The sequence below is a fragment of the Variovorax paradoxus genome, assembly GCA_016806145.1.
Classification (GTDB): domain Bacteria; phylum Pseudomonadota; class Gammaproteobacteria; order Burkholderiales; family Burkholderiaceae_C; genus Variovorax.
The window spans coordinates 6,036,766-6,062,488 of the sequence record CP063166.1; the positions used below are offsets into that span (position 1 = coordinate 6,036,766).

At 69.8% G+C, this 25,723-nt stretch carries 23 protein-coding genes, 1 pseudogene and 1 riboswitch; of the genes and pseudogenes, 7 read left to right on the forward strand and 17 right to left on the reverse strand.

Features of this window, described 5'->3' with window-relative positions:
• Window positions 1–51: 51 nt before the first annotated feature.
• Window positions 52–157: riboswitch (TPP riboswitch) on the reverse strand.
• A 52-nt stretch (window positions 158–209) separates the two neighbouring features.
• Complete coding sequence (locus INQ48_28270) at window positions 210–656, reverse strand: hypothetical protein (protein ID QRF57159.1); 447 nt, start codon at window positions 654–656, stop codon at window positions 210–212.
• A 163-nt stretch (window positions 657–819) separates the two neighbouring features.
• Between INQ48_28270 and INQ48_28275 the strand changes: the two genes are divergently transcribed.
• On the forward strand, window positions 820–1,572 hold the full coding sequence (locus INQ48_28275) for a helix-turn-helix transcriptional regulator (protein ID QRF57160.1): 753 nt from the start codon (window positions 820–822) through the stop codon (window positions 1,570–1,572).
• A 1-nt stretch (window position 1,573) separates the two neighbouring features.
• On the opposite strand, the gene iaaH is transcribed toward INQ48_28275, so the two are convergent.
• The 8 genes from iaaH to INQ48_28315 form a co-directional block, all read right to left on the reverse strand.
• A complete protein-coding gene (gene iaaH, locus INQ48_28280) occupies window positions 1,574–3,100 on the reverse strand; it encodes an indoleacetamide hydrolase (protein QRF57161.1) in 1,527 nt (508 codons plus the stop codon).
• 107 nt (window positions 3,101–3,207) lie between these two features.
• On the reverse strand, window positions 3,208–4,041 hold the full coding sequence (locus INQ48_28285; protein ID QRF57162.1) for a metallophosphoesterase: 834 nt from the start codon (window positions 4,039–4,041) through the stop codon (window positions 3,208–3,210).
• 13 nt (window positions 4,042–4,054) lie between these two features.
• Window positions 4,055–5,182, reverse strand: a complete 1,128-nt coding sequence (locus tag INQ48_28290) for an acyl-CoA dehydrogenase family protein (GenBank protein QRF57163.1) — start codon at window positions 5,180–5,182, stop codon at window positions 4,055–4,057.
• A gap of 36 nt (window positions 5,183–5,218) precedes the next feature.
• The gene (locus tag INQ48_28295; protein ID QRF57164.1) at window positions 5,219–6,466 is read right to left on the reverse strand and encodes a M20/M25/M40 family metallo-hydrolase; all 1,248 of its coding nucleotides are present in this window, start codon (window positions 6,464–6,466) and stop codon (window positions 5,219–5,221) included.
• Window positions 6,467–6,596: 130 nt separating this feature from the next.
• Window positions 6,597–7,781 (reverse strand): acetyl-CoA C-acyltransferase, encoded by a 1,185-nt coding sequence (locus INQ48_28300; GenBank protein QRF57165.1) that lies wholly within the window; start codon window positions 7,779–7,781, stop codon window positions 6,597–6,599.
• Between the two features lie 55 nt (window positions 7,782–7,836).
• Window positions 7,837–9,657: a bifunctional isocitrate dehydrogenase kinase/phosphatase gene (gene aceK, locus INQ48_28305; GenBank protein QRF57166.1), complete on the reverse strand. Its 1,821-nt coding sequence runs from the start codon at window positions 9,655–9,657 to the stop codon at window positions 7,837–7,839.
• A gap of 21 nt (window positions 9,658–9,678) precedes the next feature.
• The gene (can, locus tag INQ48_28310; GenBank protein ID QRF57167.1) at window positions 9,679–10,407 is read right to left on the reverse strand and encodes a carbonate dehydratase; all 729 of its coding nucleotides are present in this window, start codon (window positions 10,405–10,407) and stop codon (window positions 9,679–9,681) included.
• 61 nt (window positions 10,408–10,468) lie between these two features.
• The gene (locus INQ48_28315; GenBank protein QRF57168.1) at window positions 10,469–10,906 is read right to left on the reverse strand and encodes a MerR family DNA-binding transcriptional regulator; all 438 of its coding nucleotides are present in this window, start codon (window positions 10,904–10,906) and stop codon (window positions 10,469–10,471) included.
• Window positions 10,907–11,033: 127 nt separating this feature from the next.
• Between INQ48_28315 and INQ48_28320 the strand changes: the two genes are divergently transcribed.
• The 4 genes from INQ48_28320 (at window position 11,034) to INQ48_28335 (ending at window position 15,251) form a co-directional block, all read left to right on the forward strand.
• Window positions 11,034–12,095: an MBL fold metallo-hydrolase gene (locus INQ48_28320; GenBank protein ID QRF57169.1), complete on the forward strand. Its 1,062-nt coding sequence runs from the start codon at window positions 11,034–11,036 to the stop codon at window positions 12,093–12,095.
• 65 nt (window positions 12,096–12,160) lie between these two features.
• Window positions 12,161–13,450, forward strand: a complete 1,290-nt coding sequence (locus INQ48_28325; protein QRF60934.1) for a protein kinase — start codon at window positions 12,161–12,163, stop codon at window positions 13,448–13,450.
• Window positions 13,447–14,379 carry a pseudouridine synthase gene (locus INQ48_28330; GenBank protein ID QRF57170.1) on the forward strand — a complete coding sequence of 311 codons (933 nt, stop codon included), beginning with the start codon at window positions 13,447–13,449 and terminating at the stop codon, window positions 14,377–14,379. The genes INQ48_28325 and INQ48_28330 overlap by 4 nt, the downstream gene beginning before the upstream one ends.
• Window positions 14,380–14,474: 95 nt before the next feature.
• Window positions 14,475–15,251: an SDR family oxidoreductase gene (locus tag INQ48_28335; protein ID QRF57171.1), complete on the forward strand. Its 777-nt coding sequence runs from the start codon at window positions 14,475–14,477 to the stop codon at window positions 15,249–15,251.
• 755 nt (window positions 15,252–16,006) lie between these two features.
• Here INQ48_28335 and INQ48_28340 read toward each other — a convergent pair.
• The 8 genes and pseudogenes from INQ48_28340 to glyQ form a co-directional block, all read right to left on the reverse strand.
• A pseudogene (locus INQ48_28340) lies at window positions 16,007–17,136 on the reverse strand (IS481 family transposase).
• 145 nt (window positions 17,137–17,281) lie between these two features.
• Complete coding sequence (locus INQ48_28345; protein ID QRF60935.1) at window positions 17,282–18,286, reverse strand: M48 family metallopeptidase; 1,005 nt, start codon at window positions 18,284–18,286, stop codon at window positions 17,282–17,284.
• Window positions 18,287–18,344: 58 nt separating this feature from the next.
• On the reverse strand, window positions 18,345–19,136 hold the full coding sequence (locus INQ48_28350; protein ID QRF57172.1) for a 1-acyl-sn-glycerol-3-phosphate acyltransferase: 792 nt from the start codon (window positions 19,134–19,136) through the stop codon (window positions 18,345–18,347).
• Window positions 19,136–19,759 carry a D-glycero-beta-D-manno-heptose 1,7-bisphosphate 7-phosphatase gene (gene gmhB, locus INQ48_28355; protein QRF60936.1) on the reverse strand — a complete coding sequence of 208 codons (624 nt, stop codon included), beginning with the start codon at window positions 19,757–19,759 and terminating at the stop codon, window positions 19,136–19,138. Before gmhB ends, INQ48_28350 begins: the two co-directional genes overlap by 1 nt.
• Window positions 19,714–20,250, reverse strand: a complete 537-nt coding sequence (locus INQ48_28360) for a hypothetical protein (protein ID QRF57173.1) — start codon at window positions 20,248–20,250, stop codon at window positions 19,714–19,716. The genes gmhB and INQ48_28360 overlap by 46 nt, the downstream gene beginning before the upstream one ends.
• Window positions 20,247–20,576, reverse strand: coding sequence for a hypothetical protein (locus INQ48_28365; GenBank protein QRF57174.1), 330 nt, complete (start codon window positions 20,574–20,576; stop codon window positions 20,247–20,249). Before INQ48_28365 ends, INQ48_28360 begins: the two co-directional genes overlap by 4 nt.
• 26 nt (window positions 20,577–20,602) lie before the next feature.
• Complete coding sequence (locus tag INQ48_28370; GenBank protein QRF57175.1) at window positions 20,603–22,735, reverse strand: glycine--tRNA ligase subunit beta; 2,133 nt, start codon at window positions 22,733–22,735, stop codon at window positions 20,603–20,605.
• A gap of 15 nt (window positions 22,736–22,750) precedes the next feature.
• Window positions 22,751–23,659, reverse strand: coding sequence for a glycine--tRNA ligase subunit alpha (glyQ, locus tag INQ48_28375; GenBank protein QRF57176.1), 909 nt, complete (start codon window positions 23,657–23,659; stop codon window positions 22,751–22,753).
• A 250-nt stretch (window positions 23,660–23,909) separates the two neighbouring features.
• On the opposite strand from glyQ, the gene INQ48_28380 reads away from it, so the two are divergent.
• Both INQ48_28380 and INQ48_28385 read left to right on the forward strand, forming a co-directional pair.
• On the forward strand, window positions 23,910–24,899 hold the full coding sequence (locus tag INQ48_28380) for a diacylglycerol kinase (protein QRF57177.1): 990 nt from the start codon (window positions 23,910–23,912) through the stop codon (window positions 24,897–24,899).
• Window positions 24,896–25,714: a metallophosphoesterase gene (locus INQ48_28385; GenBank protein ID QRF57178.1), complete on the forward strand. Its 819-nt coding sequence runs from the start codon at window positions 24,896–24,898 to the stop codon at window positions 25,712–25,714. Before INQ48_28380 ends, INQ48_28385 begins: the two co-directional genes overlap by 4 nt.
• Window positions 25,715–25,723: the final 9 nt, after the last annotated feature.

The window sequence follows — 25,723 nt, forward strand, 5'->3', positions numbered from 1 at the left end:
GCTCGGTGGGCTGTGGGCGCCATCCCGGGTGGGGAGGGACGACGGACCGAAGCCAGGGAGTGCAGCTCTTCTTACGCCGGTATGACCCGGATCAAGTTCGCGGGTCGGCAGCTTTGCCATCTCAGCACGCCACATGCGTGCACCCCGGAGCGGGGCTGATTGTGCGAGCGCCGGGGCGCGCCGTCAACCGCCCGCGTCAATGCCGAGGCTCAGGCCCGGGCTTGCAGGTCGCCGTCGACGTAATACCAGCGCGACAGGCCCGCGTCGTCGGACTCGCGCACGAAGCGGCTGCGCTCGTGCAGCCGCGAGGCCGTGCCCGAGGCGCCGCGCTGGCGCGCGACGAACTCGACCTCGGCATGGTCGGCATCGCTCATCGAGCGGCCGCGCACGTCGAGCCCGAGCCAGCGCACGTCCGGCTCGAAGTCGAGCGAGGCCGGCCGCGTGCTCGCGTGCCAGGTGCCGAGAAGGTACTCGGCACGCTCGCGCACGAAGGCCGTATAGCGCGAACGCATCAGCGATTCGGCATCGGGCGCGGGGGTGTGCTCGAAGTCGTCGAGGTAGCGGCCGCAGCACATCGCGTAGGCGATGGGCTTGTCGCGGCGGTCGGTACGGCCGCAGGGGCAGGGTGCGGTGGAGGGATCGGGAACGCTGGGCATGGAGGCCCCTATTGGAACACCGTGCGGGCCGGGCCCCCAGAGGGCAAGCCCTGGGGCCGCGGGCATCCACCCTTGGCGTGCCGCTTGCTACCCGCTAACGTGGCGCCCCGGAGACCGGGGTGGACCACGAGAAGACAACGCACACCATCGAGGAACAACGGCCATGTACCTGAGCGCTTCCGAACAGCAGGCCCTGCGCGGCGTGTTCACGCTGCTCGCGCGCGACGAGTGCGGCGAGCGCGAGATCCGCGAGCGCCTCGGCCATGCGCTGCTCGGCCTGCTGCGGGCCGACCAGTTCGCGTCCTTCGTCTGGGACGCCGAGCGCGGCGGCTTCGGCTCGCGCGTGGCGATCAACATGGCGCCGGCCAACCTCGACACCTATGCGCAGTGGCACCAGCACCACGACCCGATCACCTTCGTGCTGCAGTCGCGCCGCCGCGCCACGCGCGTGACCGAGGTGATGCCGCAGCGCGAACTGATGCGCACGCCCTTCTTCAACGACTTCCTCGCGCGCGACGGCCTGCACTGGGGTCTGAACCTTCACACCTTCGACGGCGAGCGCGCGCTCGGCGACCTGCGCATCTGGCGCCGCAAGGAGCGCGGCGACTTCGGCGCACGCGAGACGCTGATGCTCGACCTGATCGAGCCCGCGTTCGCGGGCGCGCTGCTGCGGGCGCGGCAGCGCGCGCAGGCGCCTTGCGTCGCGGCGCAGGACAGCGCCGCCTCGCCCTGGGCCAGCCTCAGCGCGCGCGAGCAGCAGGTGGCGCGCGCGGTGCGCGAAGGCCTCACCGACAAGGACATCGCGCGCCGCATGGCGGTGGGCGTGCCCACGGTGCGCACCTACCTGAGGCGCATCTTCGACAAGCTCGGCATCGAGCGCCGCTCAGCGCTCGCGGGCGTGCTGCCGCGCGATTGAATCACTTCGCGGCCGGCAGCCGTCCCAGCAGCGGCTCGATCGCCAGGCCCAGCGCCAGCAGGCGGCGGTCGCTGCCCGCCGGGCCGTCGAGCTCGAGCCCGATCGGCAGGCCGCTGGTCGCGCCCAGCGCCGAGGGCAGCTGCAGGCCCGGGATGCCGGCGTTGCTGCCGGGGTCGGTGTTCTGGATCAGCGCGCCGAAGTTCTCCGGGCTGCTGGCCTCGTGCGCGGCCAGCAGCGCCACCTGCGGCACGGTCGGGAACACCAGCGCGTCGAGCCGGTGCTTTGTGAAAGTGTCGCGGTAGAGCTTCTGCAGCGCCGGGCGCGCCACGCGCATCGCGTTGTCGTAGGCCGGCCTGGCATCGACCGTGCCGTTCGCGGCCGGCAGCTTGCGCGGCAGCACCAGGCCGTCGAAGGTGCCCTTGACGTCGGGGCTGGCGATGCCGGCGGCGAGCTGCTTCAGGTCGATGCCCGTGTCGTACTTCGCGAGGTAGGCCGCCATGTCGTCGTTCGCCTCGTAGAGCGCGACCGGGAAGCCCACCGCGCCGTTGAGCTCGCCGAGCTTCGGCATCTCGAGCTCGACCAGCGTGACGCCGGCCGCGCGCAGCTTGGCGAGCGCGGCATCGGTAGCAGCGCGGGTGTCGGCATCGAGGTTGGCGAAGAAGGCCGGCACCACGCCGAGCCGCACGCGCTTGAGGTCGGCCGGACGCACCGCCGCGCCGCCCGCGATCGCGCGGTCGAGCAGCACCAGGTCGGCCACCGACAGCGCCATCGGCCCGGCGGTGTCGCGCGTGTGCGAGATCGGCGCGATGCCCTGCTGCGGATAGCGGCCCATCGAGGGCCGCAGCGACGCGCAGCCGTTGAAGGCACAGGGAATGCGCACCGAGCCGCCGGTGTCGGTGCCCAGCGCGGCCGACACCATGCGCGCGCCGAGCGCCGCGCCATTGCCCGACGAGGACCCGCCCGCGATGCGGCGCGGGTCGTAGGCATTGCGCACGCCGACCTCGGGGCCCGAGGGAAAGGCCGGGTTGTAGCCGGTGACGCCGAAGGCCAGCTCGTGCATGTGGGTCTTGCCCAGCACGATGGCGCCGGCCGCGCGCAGCTTCGCGACCACCGGCGCGTCGGCCGCCGGCACGAAGCCCTTGAGCGCGGGCGTGCCGGCGCTGGCGGGCAGGCCGCGCACCTGGATGTTGTCCTTGATCGCCACCGGCAGGCCATCGAGCGGCTTGCAGGCCGCGCCCGGCTTGCGCGCGGCATCGGCGGCGCGCGCGGCGGCGAGCGCGCCCTGCTCGTCGAGCGTGATGAAGGCGTTGAGGTTGGCCTTCGCCCTGGCCTGCGCGACATAGGCCGTGACCAGCTGCTCGCTGGTCAGCCGGCCGGCACAGAGCTCGCGCACCGCCTCGCTGGCGGTCAGGGTGGCGATGTTGGGCGCGGCCGGCTGCTGGGCCTGGGCGCCCATGGCGAGCACGGCCAGCGCGGACGCGGCGAGACGCGCCGGGCGGCGCAAGGGGGCGAAGGAAGAACGGGTCATGGCGACGGCCTCGATGAACGAACGGAAGGCCGCCATCGTGCGCCGCCGCGCGGCGGCTGTCTGTCGTCGAAACCGATGACAAGGCGCGAATGCGCGACGAGAAAGCGCTACTCGAACATCACCCACTCGGGCCGCATGTTGAAGCGCACCGGCAGGATGCTCACGCCCAGGCCGCTGGTCACGTACATGCGCCGGCCGCGGTTCTCGATCCAGCCATAGGCCCAGGTGCGCGGCGCCGCGCCGGGCACGATCGGCGCGCCGTAGCCCGGCACCCAGACCTGGCCGCCATGGGTGTGGCCGGCCACGGTGAGCAGCGGCGCGGGCGCGGCGAGGCGCGGCATCCCGGCCAGGCTCGCGGGGTCGTGCATCAGCACCAGCGTGGGAGCGCCGGCCGGCACGCGCGACAAGGCGCGATCGGGCCGCGAATGACCGGTGGAGTGGTCGCCGATGCCCACCACCCAGAGCGCGCGCCCGGGCAGCGGCACGGCATCGTTCTCGAGCACCACGATGCCCTGCGCCGACAGCGCGTGCGTGATGCGCGCGCCGTCGTGCCACCAGTCGTGATTGCCGAGCACCGCGTACACGCCCAACGGGGCCTTCAGCCGCCCGAGCACCGCGGCCATGGTCTCGATCGGCAGCGGCTCGTCTCCGCCGTGGCCGGCCAGGAAATCGCCGGGCAGCAGCACCAGGTCGGGCTGCGCGGCATTGATGGCGTCGACGATGCGGCGCGCGCGCTCCACGTCGGTCACGCGCCAGAGGCTGCGTTCGGTGATGTGCCAGTCGCTCGCGACCGCGATGCGCAGCCGCGGCTGCGCGCCCCAGGCGGCGCTGTCCAGCGTCTCGGTGCGCGCCGCGACCCAGCGCGGCTCGATCGCGACGCTCCAGAGGCCGAGCGCGGCCAGCGCGAGCGCCGCGAAGGCGCGCCATCCGGGGCGGCGCATCAGCGCGGCCGGCTCACAGTGCCCGCTGGATCAGCAGCTTCTGGATGTCCGAGGTGCCTTCGTAGATCTGGCACACGCGCACATCGCGGTAGATGCGCTCGAGCGGGAAGTCGTTCACGTAGCCGTAGCCGCCCAGGGTCTGGATCGCCGCGCTGCACACGCGCTCGGCCATCTCGCTCGCGAACAGCTTGGCCATCGCGGCCTCTTTGAGGCAGGGGCGGCCGGCGTCGCGCAGGCTCGCGGCATGCCAGATCAGCTGGCGCGCGGCCTCGAGCTGCGTCGCGCAATCGGCGAGCCGGAAGCCCACGGCCTGCTGGTCGAAGATGGAACCGCCGAAGGCCTGGCGGTCCTTGGCATAGGCCACGGCCACGTCGAAGGCGCTGCGCGCCATGCCCACGCTCTGCGCGGCGATGCCGATGCGACCGCCCTCGAGCGCGCCGAGCGCGATCTTGTAGCCCTCGCCCTCGGCGCCGATCAGGTTCTCGGCCGGGATGCGGCAGCCGTCGAAGTTGATCTGCGCGGTGTCGCTGCTGTGCTGGCCGAGCTTGTCCTCGAGCCGCGCCACGTTGTAGCCCGGTGCGTCGGTCGGCACGATGAAGGCGCTCATGCCGCGCTTGCCCGCGGCCTTGTCGGTGACCGCGATCACGATCGCGACCTGGCCGTTCTTGCCGCTGGTGATGAACTGCTTCACGCCGTCGATCACATAGCCGTCGGCGTCCTTGCGCGCGGTGGTGCGCAGGCTCGAGGCATCGCTGCCGGCCTGCGGCTCGGTCAGGCAGAAGGCGCCGAGCATCCGGCCCTGCGCGAGCGGCTCGAGCCACTGCTTCTTCTGCTGCGCATTGCCGTAGCGCATCAGGATCGCGTTGACGGGGCAGTTGGTCACGCTGATCGCGGTGCTGGTGCCGCCGTCGCCGGCCGCGATCTCCTCGAGCACCAGCGCGAGCGTGAGGTAGTCGAGACCGGCGCCGCCGTGCTCCTCGGGCACGCAGATGCCGTAGGCACCGAGCGCCGCGAGGCCCTGGTGCACTTCCTTCGGAAAGCTGTGCTCGCGATCCCACTTCGGCGCGTGGGGCCAGAGTTCGGCCTGCGCGAAATCGCGCACGGCGTCGCGGATGGCTTCCTGGTCGGTGCTCAGCAGCATGGCATGTCTCCTTGTGTCGTTCTCGTCGCGTCGTCGTTACTTGCCGGACCCCAGGTCCATGATCAGGCGGGCCGCCATGTACAGGCGGCGCGGGATCGCGCTGATGTCCACGTACTCGGCCTTGTCGCTGTGGTAGCCGAAGCCCGGCAGGCCCAGGCTCTCGATCACGGGCTTGCCCGACAGCGCCGCGTAGGCCGCGTCGGTGCCGCCGCCGGTGCGCTCTTCCACGCCCAGCGTGCCGCCGGCTTCCTTGTAGTAGCCCACCGCCTTGTCGACCAGCTTCTTGCCGCCTTCGCCGGCATTGAAGGCCGGGCGGCCGCGCGTGACGATCACCTTCACGTCGGCATCGGGCAGCTTCTTCTGCTGCGCGCGCTCCTCGAGCGTCTTCATCGCGGCATCGAAGTCCTCGTTGCGCGCATAACGCACGTCGGCATTGAGCGTGGCGCTGGCCGGGATGATGTTCGAGACGTTGCCGGCCTTGGCGATGGTCCAGTTGAAGCGCAGGTTCTTCGACTTGTCGTCGATGCTCATGGTGCGCAGCACCAGGTCCGAGGCCTCGACCAGCGCGTTCACGCCGAGGTCGGGCGCGGCGCCCGCATGCGAGGCCTTGCCGGTGATGTTGACCTGCACGTAGGCGATGCCCGAGGTGCCGAGCGAGAGCTTCTCGTCGCCGGCGCCGGTGGGCTCGAACGAGAGCACGTAGTCGGCCAGCTTGGCCTCTTCCTGGATCAGGTCGCGCGAGCCGAAGGAGCCCTTCTCCTCGTCGGTGTTGAACAGCACGGTGATGGTGCCGTAGTCGCGCACGCCGTAGTCCTTGAGCAGCTTGAGCGTGTGCAGGATCACGGCATTGCCGCCCTTGTCGTCGGCGATGCCGGGGCCGTAGGCCTTGTCGCCCTCGATGCGGAACGGCGCCTTGGCGAGCGTGCCCTTGAGGTAGACGGTGTCCATGTGCGACATCAGCAGCAGGTTCTTGCCGCCGCGGCCCTTGAGCTTGCCGACGATGTTGTCGCCCACCACCAGGCCGGCCGACTTGCTGCGCGTGACGGTGAAGCCCAGGTTCTTGAGCTCGCCCTCGAGGAAGTTGCCCGCCGCGGCGATGCCCTCGGCGTCGCCGGTGCCGGTCTCGATGTTGACCAGCTTCTCCAGCGTCTTGATGACGGCGGGCTGCTCGTCGGTGGCGGCCTGGAACAGCACGTTGTCGCGCTTCTGCGCCCAGGCGGCCGGCGCGAGCAGGGCGCCCGCGAGCACGGCGGCGATGACGTTGCGTGAATGAAAGGGACGCATGGGACCTCCTGCTTTTCTGCGATTCGTTCGAAAACTGGGAAAGCCCGCCGGCAGCCGCCGCCGGCCGGCCGCCCGGTGGAGGGGCGGAAGGCGGCGGGCGGCCCGGGCCGGCGGACGGGCGTCGTACCTTTTACAGCAGTTCGAGCGCCACGGCGGTGCCTTCGCCGCCGCCGATGCACAGCGTGGCCACGCCGCGCTTCTTGCCTTGCGCCTTGAGCGCGTGGATCAGCGTGACCATGATGCGCGCGCCGCTGGCGCCGATCGGATGGCCCAGCGCGCAGGCGCCGCCGTGGATGTTGACGCGGTCGTGCGACACGTCGAGCTCGTGCATCAGCGCCATCGGCACCACCGCGAAGGCCTCGTTGACCTCCCAGAGGTCCACGTCCTTGACGGTCCAGCCGGTCTTCTTGAACAGCTTGGCCACGGCGCCCACCGGCGCGGTCGAGAACCACTCGGGCTGCTGCGCATGCGTGGCATGGCCGACGATGCGCGCGATCGGCTTGGCGCCGATCTTCTTCGCATGCGACTCGGTCATCATCACCAGCGCGGCGGCGCCGTCGTTGATCGACGAGCTCGAGGCGGCGGTGATGGTGCCGTTCTCCTTCTTGAACGCGGGCTTGAGCGTCGGGATCTTGTCGAGCTTGACCTTGCCCGGGCCTTCGTCGATGGAGATCACGGTGTCGCCGCCGCGGCCCTTGACCGTGACCGGGGTGATCTCGTCCTTGAACAGGCCGGTGTCGGTGGCCTTCTTGGCGCGCTCGACGCTGGCGATGGCGAAGGCGTCCTGCTGTTCGCGCGTGAACTTGTACTTGGCCGCGCAGTCCTCGCCGAAGGTGCCCATCGAGCGGCCCGGCTGGTAGGCGTCCTCGAGGCCGTCGAGCATCATGTGGTCGAAGATGCGGTCGTGGCCCATGCGGTAGCCACCGCGGCCCTTGAGCATCAGGTAGGGCGCGTTGGTCATGCTCTCCATGCCGCCCGCCACCATCACGTCGTGCGTGCCGGCCAGCAGCAGGTCGTGCGCAAGCATCGCGGCCTTCATGGCCGAGCCGCACATCTTGCTGAGCGTGACGGCGCCGGCGCTGTCGGGCAGGCCGCCCTTGTAGGCGGCCTGGCGCGCGGGCGCCTGGCCCTGACCCGCCATCAGGCAGTTGCCGAACAGCACCTCGCCCACGCTGTCGGGCGCGATGCCGGCACGCTCGACGGCGGCCTTGATCGCGGCGCCGCCGAGGTCGTGCGCCGCGAGGGAGGAGAAGTCGCCCTGGAAGCTGCCCATGGGGGTGCGGGCGGCGCCGACGATGACGATGGATTCGGACATGTGAGTGCTCCTTGATGCTGGAAAAAGAATGCGGGTCCGCGGATGCGAAGGCCCGTCAGGAATGCGCCGCCTGCTCCTCGTCGTGGAAGCGTTGCGACTCTTCGTACGGGAACACATCCAGCATCTGGCCAGCCTGGATGCGTTCCTTGTGGTGCTGCCAGAAGGCAGCGTCGAGCAGGTCGGCGTGGTGTGCCATGAAGGCCTCGCGCACGTCCTTGTTGCCCAGCAGGAAGGGCTCGAAGGTCTCGGGGAACACGTCCTTCGGGCCGACCGAATACCAGACCTCGCCGCTCATCTCCTCTTCCTCGTTGCGCGGCAGGGGCACCTTGCGGAACTGGCAGTCGGTGATGTATTCGATCTCGTCGTAGTCATAGAACACGACCTTGCCGCCGCGCGTGACGCCGAAGTTCTTCCACAGCATGTCGCCCGGGAAGATGTTGGCCGCCACCATGTCCTTGATCGCGTTGCCGTACTCGATTACCGCCTGCTCGAGCTGCTCCCGGGCACGCCTGGCCTGCGCCGGGCTCTCGGGATGCGCGAGCATGTCGAAGGCCTCCTGCAGGTAGATGTTCAGCGGGATCATCCGGCGCTCGATGTAGACGTGCTTGAGCACCAGCTCCATCTCCCCGTTGCCGTCGCGGTCGCCGATCTCGAGCTGGCTGGGCGCGAACTTGCGGATCTCCTCGATCAGCGCGGGCTCGAAGCGGTCGAGCGGAAAACCCACGTCGCTGTACTCAAGCGTGTCGGCCATGCGGCCCACGCGGTCGTGCTGCTTCACGAGCATGTACTTGCTCTTGATCTGCTCGCGCGTGGTGTCCTTCGGCGGCGGATAGAAGTCCTTGATGACCTTGAACACGAACGGGAACGAGGGCAGGTCGAACACCAGCATCACCATGCCCTTGATGCCGGGCGCGATGCGGAAGCGGTCGCTCGAGTAGTTGAGGTGCGAGAGGAAGTCGCGATAGAACAGCGTCTTGCCCTGCTTGGCCAGGCCCAGCGCGTTGTAGATCTCGGCGCGCGGCTTGCGCGGCATCAGCGAGCGCAGGAACTGCACGCAGGCCGAGGGCACCTCCATGTCGACCATGAAGTAGGCGCGCGCGAAGCTGAACAGCATCTGCAGGTCGTCCTCGCCGAACAGCACCGCGTCGACATGGAAGCGGCCCTGGCCGTCGTGCAGGATCGGCAGCGCGAAGGCCAGCTCGACGAAGCCGTTCATGATCTTGCCGACCACGTAGGCGCCCTTGTTGCGATAGAACAGCCCCGAGAGCACCTGCAGCTGGAAGTTGGCGCGCAGCTTGACCTGGTGGAAGCGCGCCTGCATCGCGCTCGCCACGCGCTCGGCATCGCGCCGCTTGTGGGCCCAGCTGCCGAGCAGCGCGAAGTCGTCGAGCATCTGCTCGATGGTGTCGGCCAGCGTGGCGGGCGACGGATAGTAGGGCCGGTAGGTGGGCGCGCCGCGCGGCTCGATGTACTCGGTGCTGATGGCCGGGCGCACGAAGATGAAGTCGTTCTGGAAGTACGCGCGGTGCAGGATCTTGGTGGTGACCGAGTTGAAGAAGCTCTCGGCCAGCTCGGGCTGGTGGTGGTCGACCAGGAGGCCGATGTAGTGCAGCTTGACCTGGTGCCAGACGTCCATCGGCTGCTCGCCGGCCTTGAACTCCTTCTCGAGCCGCGCCACCGCCTCGCTCACGCGCAGGTCGTAGAACTCGATGCGCTCGCGCTGCGCGCGCTGCTGGCCGTGCCAGTCGGCGGTCTCGAAGCGATGCTTGGCGCGCGCCGACTCGGCCCGGAACAGCCTGTAATGGCGGTTGAAGCCGTCCATCATCGCCTTCGCGATGTCGTAGGCCAGCGGGGAGTCGAGGCGCTGCGGGAACATGGACCGAAGAAGGCGCGGCCTTCAGCCGGCGGCGGGCGTCGGCGTCGGTGCCGCGGCGGGCTTGCCCGTGAGCTGGGTCACCAGTTCGCCGGGGCGGCTGTACTTGTGGCGCACGCGCTGCACCGCGGCCTTGTAGAGCGACTCGAGCGACTTGTCGCCTTCCACGCTCATGCCCAGGTCCTGCAGCAGGCCGTCGTGCACGCCGAAGGTCCAGCCGTGGATCGTGACCTTCTGGCCGCGGCTCCAGGCGTCGACCATCACCGTGCTGACGGCCACGTTGACCACCTGCTCGGCGACGTTGAGTTCGCACAGCGCATCGGCGCGCACTTCTTCCGAGAAGCTGTCGAGCATCACGTGGTGGCGGTCGCGCACGTCCTGGATGTGGCGGATCCAGTTGTCGGCCAGGCCGATGCGGGTGCCGTTGAGCGCGGCCTTCACGCCCGCGCAGCCATAGTGGCCCACCACCATGATGTGCGAGACCTTCAGATGCTCGACCGCGAACTGGATCGCCGACAGCGCGTTGAGGTCGGAGTGCACCACGATGTTGGCCACGTTGCGGTGCACGAACACCTCGCCGGGCTCAAGGCCGGTGATCTGGTTGGCCGGCACGCGGCTGTCGGAACAGCCGATCCACATGTAGCGCGGCGTCTGCTGCTTGACCAGGCTGGTGAAGAAACCAGGCCGGTCGCGTTCCATCTGCGCGGACCAGGCGCGGTTGTGGGCGAAGAGGTCGTCGAGTGATTCGGACATGCGGGGATTGTCGGTGAGGTGGAGGGGGATTCGGTGCGCCGGCGCCCGGCGCCGGCGGCTCTCAGGCGGCCCTGGCCGGTCGCGGTACCTTGCCGTTGGGTTTGCCGGCGGTTTCGGCCTTCTGCGCGCGCGCCAGCGCTGTCTGGCCCTTCTTTTCGTGAGCGCGCACTTCCGCGATATTGGCCTGCAGCTCGGCGAGCTGGCCCTCGAGTTGCGCGCGGTGGGCGCCCAGGATGCTGAGGAAGCGCTCGAGCTGCGGCACGGTGTCGCGCGGGCTGTCGTACATGTCGAGGATGTCCTTGGCCTCGGTCAGGCTCAGGCCCAGGCGCTTGGCGCGCAGCGTGAGCGTGAGCCGGGCCCGGTCGCGCGCGCTGTAGATGCGCTGCAGGCCGGCGCGCTCGGGCGTGAGCAGCCCCATGTCCTCGTAGAAGCGGATCGCCCGCGTCGTCAGGTCGAATTCCTTCGCGAGCTGGCTGATGGTGAAGGTTTGCGCTGGCATGGAGGCTGGTTCGAGGGGCACGAGGAGGCGCCGGGACGGGGGCGTTGCGGGGGCGACAGCACATTTGCGCCGCGCTCTCTACAATGGTGCCCTCAACCCATGACGTTTACGTAAACGTCAATCCTACATGAATCTGCTCGAACGCGAACTCCACTACCCCCTCGGCGACACCCTGCCCGCGCCCGGCGAGGCCCTCGAAGTGGCGCCCGGCGTGCGCTGGATCCGCATGCGGCTGCCGTTCGCGCTCGACCACATCAACCTCTGGCTGCTGCGCGACAACTACCGCGGCGTCGAGGGCTGGACCGTGGTCGACTGCTGCATCTCGCGCGACGAGGCGCGGGCGCAGTGGGAGCAGATCTTCGAGACCCAGCTGCAGGGCCTGCCGATCGTGCGCGTGATCGTCACCCACATGCACCCCGACCACATCGGCCTGGCCGACTGGCTGTGCAAGCGCTGGAACGTGCCGCTGTGGATCAGCTCGACCGACTACCACGTGGCGCGCGTGCTGTGCAGCAGCGGCGACACGCTCGCGGGCGGCGAGCATGCCGCGCGCTTCTTCAGCGCGCACGGCCTGGCCAACCCCGAGGCCCTCGACAAGATCCGCGGCCGCACCAACTACTACGCCAACATGGTGCCCTCGGTGCCCGAGAGCTTCGTGCGCATGCTCGACGGCGAGAGCGTCGACATCGGCGGCCATGCCTGGCGCTGCATCAGCGGCTACGGCCATGCACCCGAGCACATCGCGCTGTACTGCGACGACCTCAAGCTGCTGCTGGGCGGCGACATGATGCTGCCGCGCATCTCGACCAACGTGAGCGTGTACGCGGGCGAGCCCGAGGCGAACGCGCTGCGGCTGTTCCTCGACAGCATCGAGCGCTTCAAGTCGCTGCCCGCCGACACCCTCGGCCTGCCCGCGCACGGCAAGCCCTTCACCGGCATCCACCGCCGCGTCGAGCAGCTGCAGGAGCACCACCGCGACCGCCTGGCCGAGCTGCTCGAGGTCGCGCTGGCGCGGCCGATCACGGCCTTCGAAGGGCTGCCGATCCTGTTCAAGCGCGAACTCGACCTGCACCAGATGACCTTCGCGATGGGCGAGACCGTGGCGCACCTGCACCTGCTCTGGTACTCAGGACAGGTGAAGCGCGAGCTGGGCGCGGACGGCATCTACCGCTTCGGCGCGCTGGCCTGAGTTCCTGCGCGGCATGACATGGCGTGGCGCGGCCGACGGCCGCGCATAGACTCGCGGGCATGAACATGTCGCACACGCTGGCCGATCTGCGCGCGGGCCGGCTGGCCGGCGCCACGCGGCTCGATCTGAGCTGCGGCCTCGATGAATTTCCGCGCGAGATCCTGGACCTGGCCGACACGCTCGAGGTACTGAACCTCACGGGCAATGCGCTCGAGCGCCTGCCCGACGACCTGGGCCGGCTGCACCGGCTGCGCGTGCTGTTCTGCTCGGACAACCGCTTCACGCGCCTGCCCGAATCGATCGGCGACTGCGCGCATCTCGACATCGTCGGCTTCAAGGCCAACCGCATCGCCGAGGTGCCGGCCGCGTCGCTCGCGCCCTCGCTGCGCTGGCTGATCCTGACCGACAACGCGATCGAGCGCCTGCCCGACACGCTGGGCGACTGCGCGCGCATGCAGAAGCTGATGCTCGCGGGCAACCGCCTGAACGCCCTGCCCGAGACGCTGTCCGGCTGCACGCGGCTCGAGCTGCTGCGCATCTCCGCCAACCGCTTCGCGGTACCGCCAGCCTGGCTGTGGTCGATGCCGCGGCTGTCGTGGCTGGCCGCCGCGGGCAATGCCTTCGACGCGCGCGACGAGGAGGCCGCGGCGATCGCGCCCGCGGTGCCGCGCATCGACTGGCACGCGCTGCGGCTGGGCGCGAAGCTCGGCGAAGGCGCTTCGGGCGTGATCCACGAGGCGCTGCTGAACGAGCGGGAGCCGGTCGCGGTCAAGCTCTTCAAGGGGGCCGTCACCAGCGACGGCTGGCCGCGCAGCGAACTCGCGGCCAGCATCGCGGCCGGCGCGCATGCCACCCTGATCGGCGCGCAGGGCCGCATCGACGGCCATCCCGAGGGCACGCAGGGCCTGGTGATGGCGCGCGTGCCGGCGTCGTTCCGCACGCTCGCCGGGCCGCCGAGCCTGGCCTCGTGCACGCGCGACGTCTATGCCGACGACGCCCGCTGGTCCGCCGCCACCGCGCTGCGCATCGCGCGCGACATCGCGGCGGCGATGCGGCACCTGCATGCGCGCGGCCTGGTGCATGGCGACCTCTATGCGCACAACATCCTCTGGCATCCCGAGGACGGCGCGCGCCTGGGCGACTTCGGCGCCGGCTGGTTCGCCGATGCGCTGCCCTCCGGCGACGCGGCGCGCGCGCGGCAGCTCGAGGTGCGCGCCTTCGGCTGCCTGCTCGAGGAACTGGCCGCGCGCTGCGATGAACCGCTCCCCGCGATGACGGCGCTGCGCGATCGCTGCCTGCAGCCCGAGGTGGCCTCGCGGCCCTCGGCCGCGCTGCTCGCAGAGGCGCTCGCATGAGCCGCGGTCGCCTCGCGCATCCGCCGCTGCCGATGCGCGACGGCGTGAGCGCGAGCTGTGTCGGCCTGCCGACCGAGGACCACTGGCCCACCATCGCCGATTTCCTGATCGCGCGCTTCACCGCCATCGCGCCCGAGGCCTGGATGCGGCGCATCCGCGACGGCGAGGTGGTCGACGAGCACGGCGTGCCCGTCACGCCCGAGCGCCGCTACCAGGCGCCGCTGCGCGTCTTCTACTACCGCGCGCTCGACACCGAGCTGGCGATCCCGTTCGAGGAGCAGGTGCTGTACCGCGACGAGCACCTGCTGGTGGTCGACAAGCCGCACTTCGTGCCGGTCACGCCCACCGGCAAGTACCTGCACCACAGCCTGCTGGTGCGGCTCAAGCGCAAGCTCGGCATCGAGGCGCTGTCGCCGCTGCACCGCATCGACCGCAGCACCGCGGGCCTGCTGCTGTTCTCGCTGCGGCCCGAGACGCGCGGCGCCTACCAGACCATGTTCGCGCAGCGCACGGTGCACAAGGCGTACGAGGCGATCGTGCCGCTGCCCGGCGGCGAGGCCGCCGCGGCCGCGCTGCCGTCGGTCTACCGCAGCCGGCTGGTCGACGACGCGCACTTCATGCAGGTGAAGGAAGCGCCCGGCGAACCGAACTCCGAGACCGGCATCGCGGTGCTGAAAGTCTTCGACGGCCTCGCGCATCTCGCGCTCTCGCCGGTCACGGGCCGGCGGCACCAGCTGCGCGTGCATTGCATGGCGCTGGGCATGCCGATCATGAACGACCCCTTCTATCCGGTGCTGACGCCGGTCGACAGCGACGACTTCGACCGGCCGCTGCAACTGCTGGCGCGCTCCATCGCCTTCACCGATCCCCTGACCGGCGAGCCGCGCCGCTTCGACAGCCAACTGCGCCTGCTGCTGGCGCCAAGGTGACGCCCGCGGCGCGACGCCGGCACTAAGCTGCGGCCTCCGGCTGCCCCTGCCCTTCTTCCATCGGGCGGCCTCATGCACACCAGGAGACGCCGCACATGGACACCACCCGACTCTTCTCGCTCCAGGGCCGCACCGCCCTCATCACCGGCGGCTCGCGCGGCATCGGCCGCATGATCGCCGAGGGCTACCTCGCGCAGGGCGCGCGGGTCTACATCTCGGCGCGCAAGGCCGAGGCCTGCGACCAGACGGCCAAGGAGCTGTCGGCCTTCGGGCATTGCGTGTCGCTGCCGGCCGACGTGTCGACGCTCGAAGGGGCGCAGGCGCTGGTCGATGCATTCGCGAAGCACGAGTCGTCGCTGGACATCCTGGTCAACAACGCCGGTGCGGCCTGGGGTGCGCCCTATGCGGAGTTTCCGGAGAGCGGGTGGGACAAGGTGGTCGACCTGAACCTCAAGACGCCGTTCTTCCTGACGCAGGCGTTGACGCCGCTGCTGAAGAAGGCGGCCGCGGGGGGCGATCACCTGGCGAAGGTGATCAACATCGCTTCGATCGACGGGATCTCGGTGAATCCGCAGGAGACCTATTCGTATGCGGCGAGCAAGGCGGGGCTGATCCAGCTCACGCGGCGCATGGCGCTGCGGCTGGCGCAGGACGGGATCGTGGTGAGTGCGATTGCGCCGGGGGCCTTTGCCTCGAGCATGAACAAGGATGCTCGGGACCACGGGGATGAGATCAAGGGGCGGATTCCTGCGGGGCGGATTGGGAAGCCTGAGGATATGGCGGGGGCGGCGATTTATCTGGCTTCGGATGCGGGGGACTATGTGATGGGGTCTACGTTGGTGGTGGATGGGGGGGTGACGCACGCGCGTTGATTTTTGTGCTGCGTTTTTGTTGAGGCTGTTGGCCGGGTCTCGCCCCGGCGGGCGACTCACTTTTCTTGTCTCGCCAAGAAAAGTAAGCAAAAGAAGGCGACCCCGCTGTCTGTGTCCCTCCGCTTCGCTACGGGCAACCTGCGGTGCTCGGGGAAAGCGGGGGTCCGCAGAACTCGCTGCACTTCGTTCCGCTCAGACAGCTGCGGCCCTTATCCCGCTTTCCCCTGCGCTCCTCGGCACAGCCAGAGGGGGGTGATTCGGGCCTTTGCTTCGCTCGGCCGCGGGTACCTAACAGGCCATCGCTTCGCTCGGCATTGGTATTGCCCCCCTCTCCCTCTGGGAGAGGGCTGGGGTGAGGGCTCCGGGCGATGGATACCATCGCAACATTGGTAAGTCCCGGTGCCCTCACCCTAACCCTCTCCCAGAGGGAGAGGGGACAAGACAAACACAAGGCCGAGCAAAGCGATGGCCCGAACAGCATTGCAAGGCCGAGCGAAGCAAAGGCCCGACCCACCCCCTCTGGCTGCGCCGAGGAGCGCAGCGTTTCGCGGATCAGGGCTCGCAGCTGTTTGAGCGAAGCGAGTTCTGCGAGACCCCGCGAAACGCGAGCACCGCAGGTTGCCCCGCAGCGAAGCGAAGGGGTCGCAGACAGCGGGGTCGCCTTTTCTTTGGTTACTTTCTTTTGGCGAATGTATGGACCGGAGACATGGGTGACACATGTGCGAGGACATGGTGGACACATTCTGCATGGTGGTTCAGGCCTCGCGCAGGTCGATCTCGCGCAGCTTGTGGTGCACGAAGTAGACGTCATAGCAACCCTGTCTGCCGGGCTGCTCGCGCAGCGCGATCTCGTGGTCCTTGAGTGCTGCGGACACCTTGAAGCGCTTGCTCTTGAAGCGCACCTCTCCCAGCCAGCCGACCTTCACCACCGTGTCGTTCGGTCCGTACTCGAGCGGCGGCAGCGTTCTCGGATAGGCCCTCTCGCTAGCGCGATACCGGCTCGCCGGGGTGTTCATGCCCAGCGCCTGGTGCGGGCGCTCATGGTTGTAGACATGCCTCCAGCGATCGAACTGCTGCTGCGCCTGCGCCAGATCCTGGAAGCTGCGCCCGGCCAGCAACTCCGCCTTCAGGCTGCGATGGAAGCGCTCGTCCTTGCCATTGGTCTGCGGGTGATAGGGGCTGCTGAAGCTCACCCGCACGCCCAGGCGGATGAGCCACAGCGCGAGTTCGCTGAGTTGGCCCGGCTCGCGCGGACTGCCCCAGGGCGCGCCGTGTCCGCATTGATGCGCACCGGCAAGCCGTAGCGGGAGAAGACATCCTGCAGTTGCTCCTTCACGCTGGCCGTTTGCTGACGGGCGCAGGCGCGCAGGGCCAGGTTGTAGCGGGAATGGTCGTCCAGCAGCGTCAGCGGGTGGCAGCGCCCTGCTGCGGTGGACACGTAGCCCTTGAAGTCGATCTGCCAGAGGCTGTTGGGCGCCTCGTGCTCGAAGCGCTGCCAAGCGGTGGCCGCACTGCTGGCCTGGGCGCTGATGAGGCCGTGGCGCTTGAGGATGGAGTTGACGGTGCTCGGAGCCACGCAACCCTGTCCGAGGTCACTCAGTCGCCGTGCGAGCTTGCGTGCGCCCCAGGCGGGGTGCTGCTGGCGCAGCGAGACGATGGATTGTTGAAGCTCGGGCGAGGTCTCGCCGGGACTGTGGTGCGGGCGTCGACTGGCATCGCCCAGGCCGGCGGCACCCAACGTGGCGCTGCGCGCGAGCCATTTGTAGCCGGTCTGCGGGCTGATGCCGAAGCGCCGACACAGCTCGCGCCGGTTGGCACCTTCCTGGCGTGCCAGGGCAACGAACTCTTCTCTCAGGCTCATGGTGTCTCGGGTGCTCCAGGGCATGGTCGTCTTCCGATCGGGCGATATGCCCAATGGTGTCCACCATGTCCTCGCACACCTGTCCACCATGTGCCCGGTCCATACAGGCGAAGCAAAAGAAAGTGACTCGCCCGCCGGGGCGAGACCCGGCCGACGGCCTAAACAAAGCTCACCCCCACCGAGGCACAGCCTCCTCCTTCAACTGCTGCCTCAAAACATCGTAGTCAGGCACGACGCTCTCGACCGTCTCCCAGAAGCGATGCGAGTGATCCATCACCCGCAGATGCGCCAACTCATGCGCCACCACATAGTCGATCACCGACAACCGAAAGTGGATCAACCGCCAGTTCAGCCGAATCGACCCATCCGCACTCGCACTCCCCCACCGCGTCGCCGCATTCGACAACGACAGCTTCGCCCACCGCACCCCCAGCAGCGGCGCGAAGTGATCGAGCCGCTCGATGAACAGCTTGCGTGCCTGCCGCATCAGCCAGGCCTGCGCCGCATCGCGGATCTGCGACGGCTCGGCGTTCTGCGCCACGGCCAGCCGCAGCAGCCGCGGACCCGTGCCATCGCCCGCGTCGAGCGCCCCGCCCACGCCCTCGAAGCCATGCTTCGGATCGAGCCGCACCACCACCGGTTCGCCGAGGAAGGGAAAGCCCGCGCCGTCCTTCCAGTCGATGCGCGTGGCCTCGACGCGCGCGTGGCGCTGCTGCGTCTCGGCGAGCTTGCGCAGGATCCAGTCGCTCTTTTCGCGAACGGCGGCATCGACATCGCGCAGCGCGACCCAGCGCGGCGCGCGCACCGACAGGCCTTCGGCGCCGACGACGAAGCCGATGGTGCGCCGCTTGCCGCGCTTGAATTCATAGGCGACGCGCGCCGCGCCCAGCATCAGCTCGCGCGAGGCCTGCGGATGCACGAAGCTCGCGGGCGTCAGGGTGTCGGCCAGCGGCACGGCCGGACGCGGGTCCTCGACCAGCGGCACCGGGGTGGTGGGCACGGCCACCACCGGCGGCACCGCGAAGGGCAGCGCGTCGGGCACGAGGCTGCCGGGCTGACGCGCGCGCGGCCGCGCAGGGCCCGGGCTCTTGCGGGCACGCGGCGCGGCGGGCGGCGGTGCGGCCGCGGCGCCGTCGCCGAACAGGTCCAGCGCCAGCTGCATCAGCTCCCGCATGCGTGATTCCCGATGATGGACGACAAGGAAGGGACGGCCGCCGAAGACGCGCGCGCCCTCAACCCACCTTCTCGACCGCGGCGCCGCCGGCCACGCCACCGGTGGCATCGGCATCGCGGTACGCCTCGGGATCGAGGCGATGCATCTCGGCCTCGATCCAGGCCTCGACCTCGCGCATCAACTCGTCGGGCTTGCGGCCCGCGCTCGAGATCGGCACGCCGATCGACACGTCGACCACGCCGGCGCGCTTGATGAAGGCCTTGCGCGGCCAGACCTTGGCCGAGGTCACGGCGATCGGGATCACGGGCACGCCGGTCTCGCAGGCCAGGCGCGTGCCGCCGCTCTTGTAGGTGCCCTTCTGGCCACGCGGGATGCGCGTGCCCTCGGGGAACATGATGATCCAGATGCCCTGCGCGAGCAGCTTGCGGCCCTGGCTCACCACCTTGTTGAAGGCCTGGGCGCGCTGGCTGCGGTCGATGTGGATCATGTCGAGCCGGCCCATGGCCCAGCCGAAGAAGGGCACGTAGAGCAGTTCCTTCTTGAACACGTAGGCCAGCGGATGCGGCATCAGCGTGGGCATCAGGAAGGTCTCGAGCGTGGACTGGTGCTTGACCAGCAGGATCGCGCCGGCGAGCTTGTCGGCCGGCAGGTTCTCCATGCCGCTCACGCGCAGCCGGATGCCCAGGAGCGCACGCGCGCCGCTGCCGACGGCCCAGGAGAGCCAGCGCGCCGCCATCCAGTACAGCGGTATGCCGCGCATCCAGATCGAGCACACCAGCATGATGATCGCCCAGGGGACGACGGTGACGAACATCCACAGCGCGTGGAGAACGGAACGGAGCAACGCCATCAGAGAGCCACCTGCATGGATTCGGCCCGCGCCTCGCGCGCGAGCAGGAAGTCGACGAAAGCGGCGAGGTCTTCGTGCACCCTCGTGTCCGCCGGATACTCGGGAGGCAGCGGATCGAAGCCGCGGCAGGCCGCGCCCATGCCGGTCAGCAGCAGGTGCGGTTCGCAGCCGGCGGCCGCGCCGGCCTGCAGGTCGCGCAGGCTGTCGCCCGCGGTGGGCACGCCGGCCAGGTCGATGCCGAAGCGATCGCCGATCTGCTGGAACAGGCCCGGCTTGGGCTTGCGGCATTCGCAGTCCTCGTCGGGGCTGTGCGGGCAATAGAACACCGCATCGACGCGCCCGCCCACGGCCGCGAGCATCTTGTGCATCTTGGCGTGCATCGCATTGAGCGAGGCCATGTCGAACAGGCCGCGCCCCAGGCCCGACTGGTTCGACGCGATCACCACGTGCCAGCCCGCATGGTTGAGCCGCGCCACGGCCTCGAGCGCACCGGGCAGCGGCGTCCACTCGGTGTCGCTCTTCACGAAGTCTTCGCGGTGCACGTTGATCGTGCCGTTGCGGTCGAGGATCACGAGTTTCATGGAGGTGTTCCTTCCGACTCCAGCTTGCGCCGCTTCACCCAGGCGACCAGATGCGGCAGCGGATACTTCGCCGCGTCCAGCATGCCGATGCGCTGCACCAGCGTGTCGAGCGATACCAGGTCCTGCTTCAACAGCTCGCGAACGAAATCGGCGTCCTTCTCTCGACCGGCCACGCACTTGGAAACGACCAGGTCGTGCAGTTCCGGGCAGATGGCCGTGATCTCGCCGACGTAGTGCAGGCTGGCGCGACTCATCCAGTCGCCGGGCATGACGGCGGTCTCGGGCCCGACACCGTCGGCGAAATAACCGAAGGTCTCGTGAAAGCTCGAGTGCATGCCGATCGCCCCGTCGATCAGGTCGGCGCGTTCCGGATGCAGTGCGGGATAGAGATCGATTTCGCGCGACACCAGCAGCGACTCGGGCGGTTGATCGAGCAGCAGCAGCACGGCCTGACTGCCGACGACCACAAAAGAACTTTCTTTCGAGATCGCCGCGGAAGCGCGCAACACGTGCTGCAGTTCTTCGAGCTTCATGGGGTCGCGGCCTGCTCGCGCGCCTGCTTGAGCAATGCCATTCGTTCGACCTGCGAGACGAGACCGCCGAGCGGCGACACGCTGCGCATGAGCTGTCCATGCTCGGACTCGACGAGCGCGGCATCTTCGAGCACGCCGACATCGCCGGCGAGAAGACGCTCCCACTCGTCCCACAGCACGTCGGAGCGCGTGGGACCCGACTGCTGACGCCAGCGTTCGAGGGTGCGGCGGGCCTGCTCGCGCAACGCGGGCTCCTGGCGCAGCGCCGCCACCGCCCGCTGGTGCAGGGCGAGGGAAAACTGATCCAGTTGCCGTTGCCGGTTCATGCGCGATCGATTATCGAGTGACGTCTTCAGACAGCCAGCCGTTCGAGCTGCGCCACCCGGTTCATCGCGGCATGCAGCGACATCAGCAGCCCCAGCCGGTTGAGCCGCAGGTCGGCCTGCTCGGCATTGACCATCACGTCGGTGAAGAAGGCATCGACCGGTTCGCGCAGCGCGGCCAGGGTCTGCAGCGAACCGGTGTAGTCGCCCGCGTCGAACTGGGCGTTGGCGGCGGGCACCACCTGCGCCATGGCGGCGTGCAGCGCCTTCTCGGCGGGCTCCTGCAGCAGCAGCTCGCTGACGTGGGCGTCGGCCTCGGGGGCCTTCTTGAGGATGTTGCCGATGCGCTTGTTGGCCGCGGCCAGCGCGGCGGCGGCGGGCAGCACGGCGAAGGCGCGCACGGCGGCGAGCAGCTGGGGCACCTGGCCCAGGCGCTGCGGGCGCGGGGCCAGCACGGCGTCGACTTCCTGCGCGCTGGCGCCCTGCTCGCGCAGGCTGCCGGCGAGCCGGTCGAGGATGAAGTCCTGCAGCTCGACGGTGGCCTTGGAGGCATCGAAGCCCGCGATGTCCTGGAACTGCGCGGCGGCCTCGGCCAGCAGCGCGTCGAGGTCCAGCGGCAGGTTCTTCTCGATCAGCATGCGCAGGGTGCCGAGCGCATGGCGGCGCAGCGCGAACGGATCGCGGTCGCCGGTGGGCAGGTTGCCGATGCCGAACATGCCGACCAGGGTCTCGAGCTTGTCGGCCAGCGCGACCACCACGCCGACGCTGTTGCGCGGCAGCTCGTCGCCCGCGAAGCGCGGCTTGTAGTGGTCCTCGATGGCGTCGGCCACGGCCGCGTCGAGGCCGTCGTGCAGCGCGTAGTAGCGGCCCATGGTGCCCTGCAGCTCGGGGAACTCGCCGACCATGTCGGTCACGAGGTCGGCCTTGGCCAGCTGGGCGGCCTGCACGGCCTGACGCGCGACCTCGGCATGGCCCAGCTTGTCGGCGATGGCGCGCGCGATGCGCATCACGCGCTCCACGCGCTCGCCCTGGGTGCCGAGCTTGTTGTGATAGACCACCTTGCCCAGCGACGCGACGCGCGACGCCAGCGTCTTCTTGCGGTCCTGGTCGAAGAAGAACTTGGCGTCGGCCAGGCGCGGGCGCACCACGCGCTCGTTGCCGCCGATGACGGCACTGGCATCGGCGGGGCTGATGTTGCTGACGACCAGGAACTGGTTGGTGAGCCTGCTCGAGGCATCGAGCAGCGGGAAGTACTTCTGGTTCGCCTTCATCGTGAGGATCAGGCATTCCTGCGGCACCTCGAGGAACTCGCGCTCGAAGCTGCAGACCAGCACGTTGGGCCGTTCGACCAGCGCCGTGACCTCGTCGAGCAGCGCGTCGTCGTGGATCGGCACCGAGCCGCCGCCGACCTGGACCGCGGCCGCGGCGAGCTGGCGCGCGATCTCGGCGCGGCGCGCCTCGAAGCTCGCGATCACCGCGCCCTCGTCGTGCAGCTGCAGCGCATAGCTGTCGGCGTTGCGCAGCACCACCGGGTCGACCGCGGCCTCGAAGCGGTGGCCATGCGTTTCGCGGCCGGCGTGGAGGCCCAGCGCCTCGATCGCCACCACGGCATCGCCGTGCAGCGCGACCAGGCCGTGCGCGGGGCGCACGAAGCTCACGCTGCTCCAGCCCGGCAGCTCGCAGCCGCTCTCGAGCTGGTAGCTCATGACCTTGGGGATCGGCAGCTTGGCGATGGCTTCGGCCAGTGCCTTCTGCAGGCCTTCGGCCAGCGTGGCGCCCTTGGCGGTGCTCTCGTAGAACAGGGCTTCGGCCTTGCCGTCCATGGCGCGCTTGAGGCCGGGCACGGCCGAGGCGTCGGCGCCGAGCGCACCCAGGCGCTTGAGCAGCGCGGGCGTGGGCTGGCCCGAGGCGTCGAGCCCCACGGCCACGGGCATCAGCTTCTGCGAGACGGCCTTGTCGGCGGCGCGCTCGGCCACGTGCGTGAGGTGCGCGGCCAGGCGGCGCGGCGAGGCGAAGGGCGTGAGCACCGAGCCGGCCTCGGCCAGGCCCTGGGCCACGAGCTGATCGCGCAGCACGCCCGCGAAGGCCTCGCCGAGCTTCTTCAGCGCCTTCGGCGGCAGTTCTTCGACAAACAGTTCAACCAGCAGGGAGGTCTTGTTCATGGGGGTCGTCATCGCTCAGGCGGCCTTCTTCGGTGCGATCTGCGCGACCCATTCGCGCGGTGCCATCGGGAAGCCCAGCCGTTCCCGGCTGTCGTAGTAGCTCTGCGCCACGCTGCGCGCGAGGTTGCGGATGCGGCCGATGTAGGCCGCGCGTTCGGTCACGCTGATCGCGCCGCGCGCGTCGAGCAGGTTGAAGCTGTGCGCGGCCTTGAGCACCTGCTCGTAGGCCGGCAGCGCGAGCTGCTCGGCCATCAGGTGCTTGGCCTGCTTCTCGTGCGCGGCGAAGGCGGTGAACAGGAACTCGGCATCGGAATGCTCGAAGTTGTAGGTCGACTGCTCGACCTCGTTCTGCTTGTAGACGTCGCCGTAGCTCAGGCCCTCGGTCCACACGAGGTTGTAGACGTTGTCCACGCCCTGCAGGTACATCGCGAGGCGCTCGAGGCCGTAGGTGATCTCGCCGGTGATCGGCTTGCAGTCGATGCCGCCGACCTGCTGGAAGTAGGTGAACTGCGTCACCTCCATGCCGTTGAGCCAGACCTCCCAGCCCAGCCCCCAGGCGCCGAGCGTGGGGTTCTCCCAGTCGTCCTCGACGAAGCGGATGTCGTTCTTCTTGAGGTCGAAGCCCAGCGCCTCGAGGCTGCCGAGGTAGAGCTCGAGGATGTTCGCGGGCGCGGGCTTGAGCACGACCTGGTACTGGTAGTAATGCTGCAGGCGGTTCGGGTTCTCGCCGTAGCGGCCGTCCTTGGGGCGGCGGCTGGGCTGCACGTAGGCGGCCTTCCAGGGCTCGGGGCCGAGCGCGCGCAGGAAGGTGGCGGTGTGCGAGGTGCCCGCGCCCACTTCCATGTCGTACGGTTGCAGCAGCGCGCAGCCCTTATCGGCCCAGTACGACTGCAATTTGAGAATGATTTGCTGGAAGGTCAACATGAAGGGTGCCGGCCGGCGCGGCCGGGCGTTGGACGAAAGCGCGGCGGTGCGCCGCGAAAGCCCGCGATTTTACGGGCGGAGGGCAACTCTCCCACAGCGGGTCGGGAAGGCGCCTGCCACGGACGTGGCGCGGGCCATGCGACAAACCGGGGTCTGCGCTGCCCATCGTCTTCCGAGGGTCGCGCGGCCGGCGCTTTTTCACCCGGCCTGCCTGTCCAATCCCTCCCACGAGCCCCAGCCCCCACGCCCCATGCCAGCGCCCGAGACCGGCCCGAACACCCCGCTCTTCATCGTGCTCAATGCCGCCTCCGGCAGCGAGGACGCCGTCCAGGCCCGCCAGGTCATCGAGGAAGGCTGCGCCGCGGCCGACCGCCGGCTGCGCATCTTCACGGTCGACCGCGGCAGCGCCGACGACGGCCCCGGCAGCCTGCGCGCGCTGGCGCGCGAGGCGGTGGAGCGCGCACGGGCCGCCGGCGGCGTGGTGGTGGCCGCGGGCGGCGACGGCACCATCAACGCCGTGGCCCAGGCCACGCTGGGCAGCGGCTGCGCCTTCGGCGTGCTGCCGCAGGGCACCTTCAACTACTTCAGCCGCGCCCACGGCATCCCGCGAGACACCGCGCAGGCGCTCGAGGTGCTGCTGACCCAAACGCCGCGGCCGGTGCAGGTCGGGCTGCTCAACGACCGCGCCTTCCTGGTCAACGCCAGCCTCGGCCTGTACGCCCAGCTGCTCGAGGAGCGCGAGCACTACAAGTCGCGCTACGGGCGCAACCGCCTGATCGCGCTCGGCGCGGGTCTGCTCACGGTGCTGCGCGGCCACCGCACGCTCGACCTGCGCATGGGCTGGCGCGGCCAGGAGCGCGCGATCCGCACGCCCACGCTGTTCGTCGGCAACAACCCGCTGCAGCTGCTGCAGATCGGCATCGAGCATGCCGACGCGCCCGAGCAGGGCCAGCTGGCGGCGGTGGCGCTCAAGCCCCATGGCCTGCTGTCGATGCCGGGGCTGCTGCTGCGCGGCGCGCTCGGGCGGCTCGGCGAGGCCGACGAGGTCCTGAGCTTCCCCTTCGAATCGATGACCGTGCGCATCGGCCGCGCGGGCAGCCGCGGCCCGCGGCGCGTGAAGGTGGCGACCGACGGCGAGATCGCCTGGGCCGAGATGCCGCTGCTGTTCCGCGTCTCGCCCGAGCCGCTGTGGCTGATACGGCCCGACGTGGCGCCCGAGCTCGAGGCCGCCAAGCAATGAGTGTGTTGCTGCAGGTTTCCGACCCGCACTTCGGCACCGAGCAGCCGCCGGTGCTGGCGGCGCTCGAGCGGCTGGCGCGCGAGCTCGCGCCCGAGCTGCTGGTGCTGTCGGGCGACATCACGCAGCGCGCCACGCGCGCGCAGTTCGCGGCCGCGCGCGCCTTCGTTGATCGGCTGGCGCCGCCGGCGCTGCTGGCGATCCCGGGCAACCACGACATCCCGCTGTTCCAGCTCGCGGCGCGCGCCTTCGCGCCCTACGGCCGCTACAGCGAGGCCTTCGGCGACGAGCTCGAGCCGGTGATCGACCGGCCCGGCTGGCTGGCGATCGGCGTCAAGACCACGCGCCGCTGGCGCCACGAGGACGGCGAGGTGTCGCGCGCGCAGGTCGAGCGGGTGGCCCGGCGGCTGGCGGCGGCGGCGCCGTCGCAGCTGCGCGTGGTGGTCACGCACCAGCCGGTGGCGGTGACGCGGCGCGAGGACATCGGCAACCGGCTGCATGGCGGCGAGGTCGCGGTGGCGCGCTGGGCCGCGGCCGGCGCCGACCTGGTGCTCGGCGGCCACATCCACCTGCCCTTCGTGCTGCCGCTGCACGAATGCTTCGCCGGTTTTCCGCGGCCGATGTGGGCGGTGCAGGCGGGCACGGCGGTGTCGTGGCGCGTGCGCGCGGGGCATCCGAACTCGGTCAACGTGCTGCGGCGCGACGACGATGCGCGCGCCTGCGCGGTCGAGCGCTGGGACTATGCGGCCGAGCGCCAGGCCTTCGTGCTCGCCGACGCCGTAAGGCTTTCGCTTGCCAGCACGACGGCGCCGCTTTAGGGTGCGCCG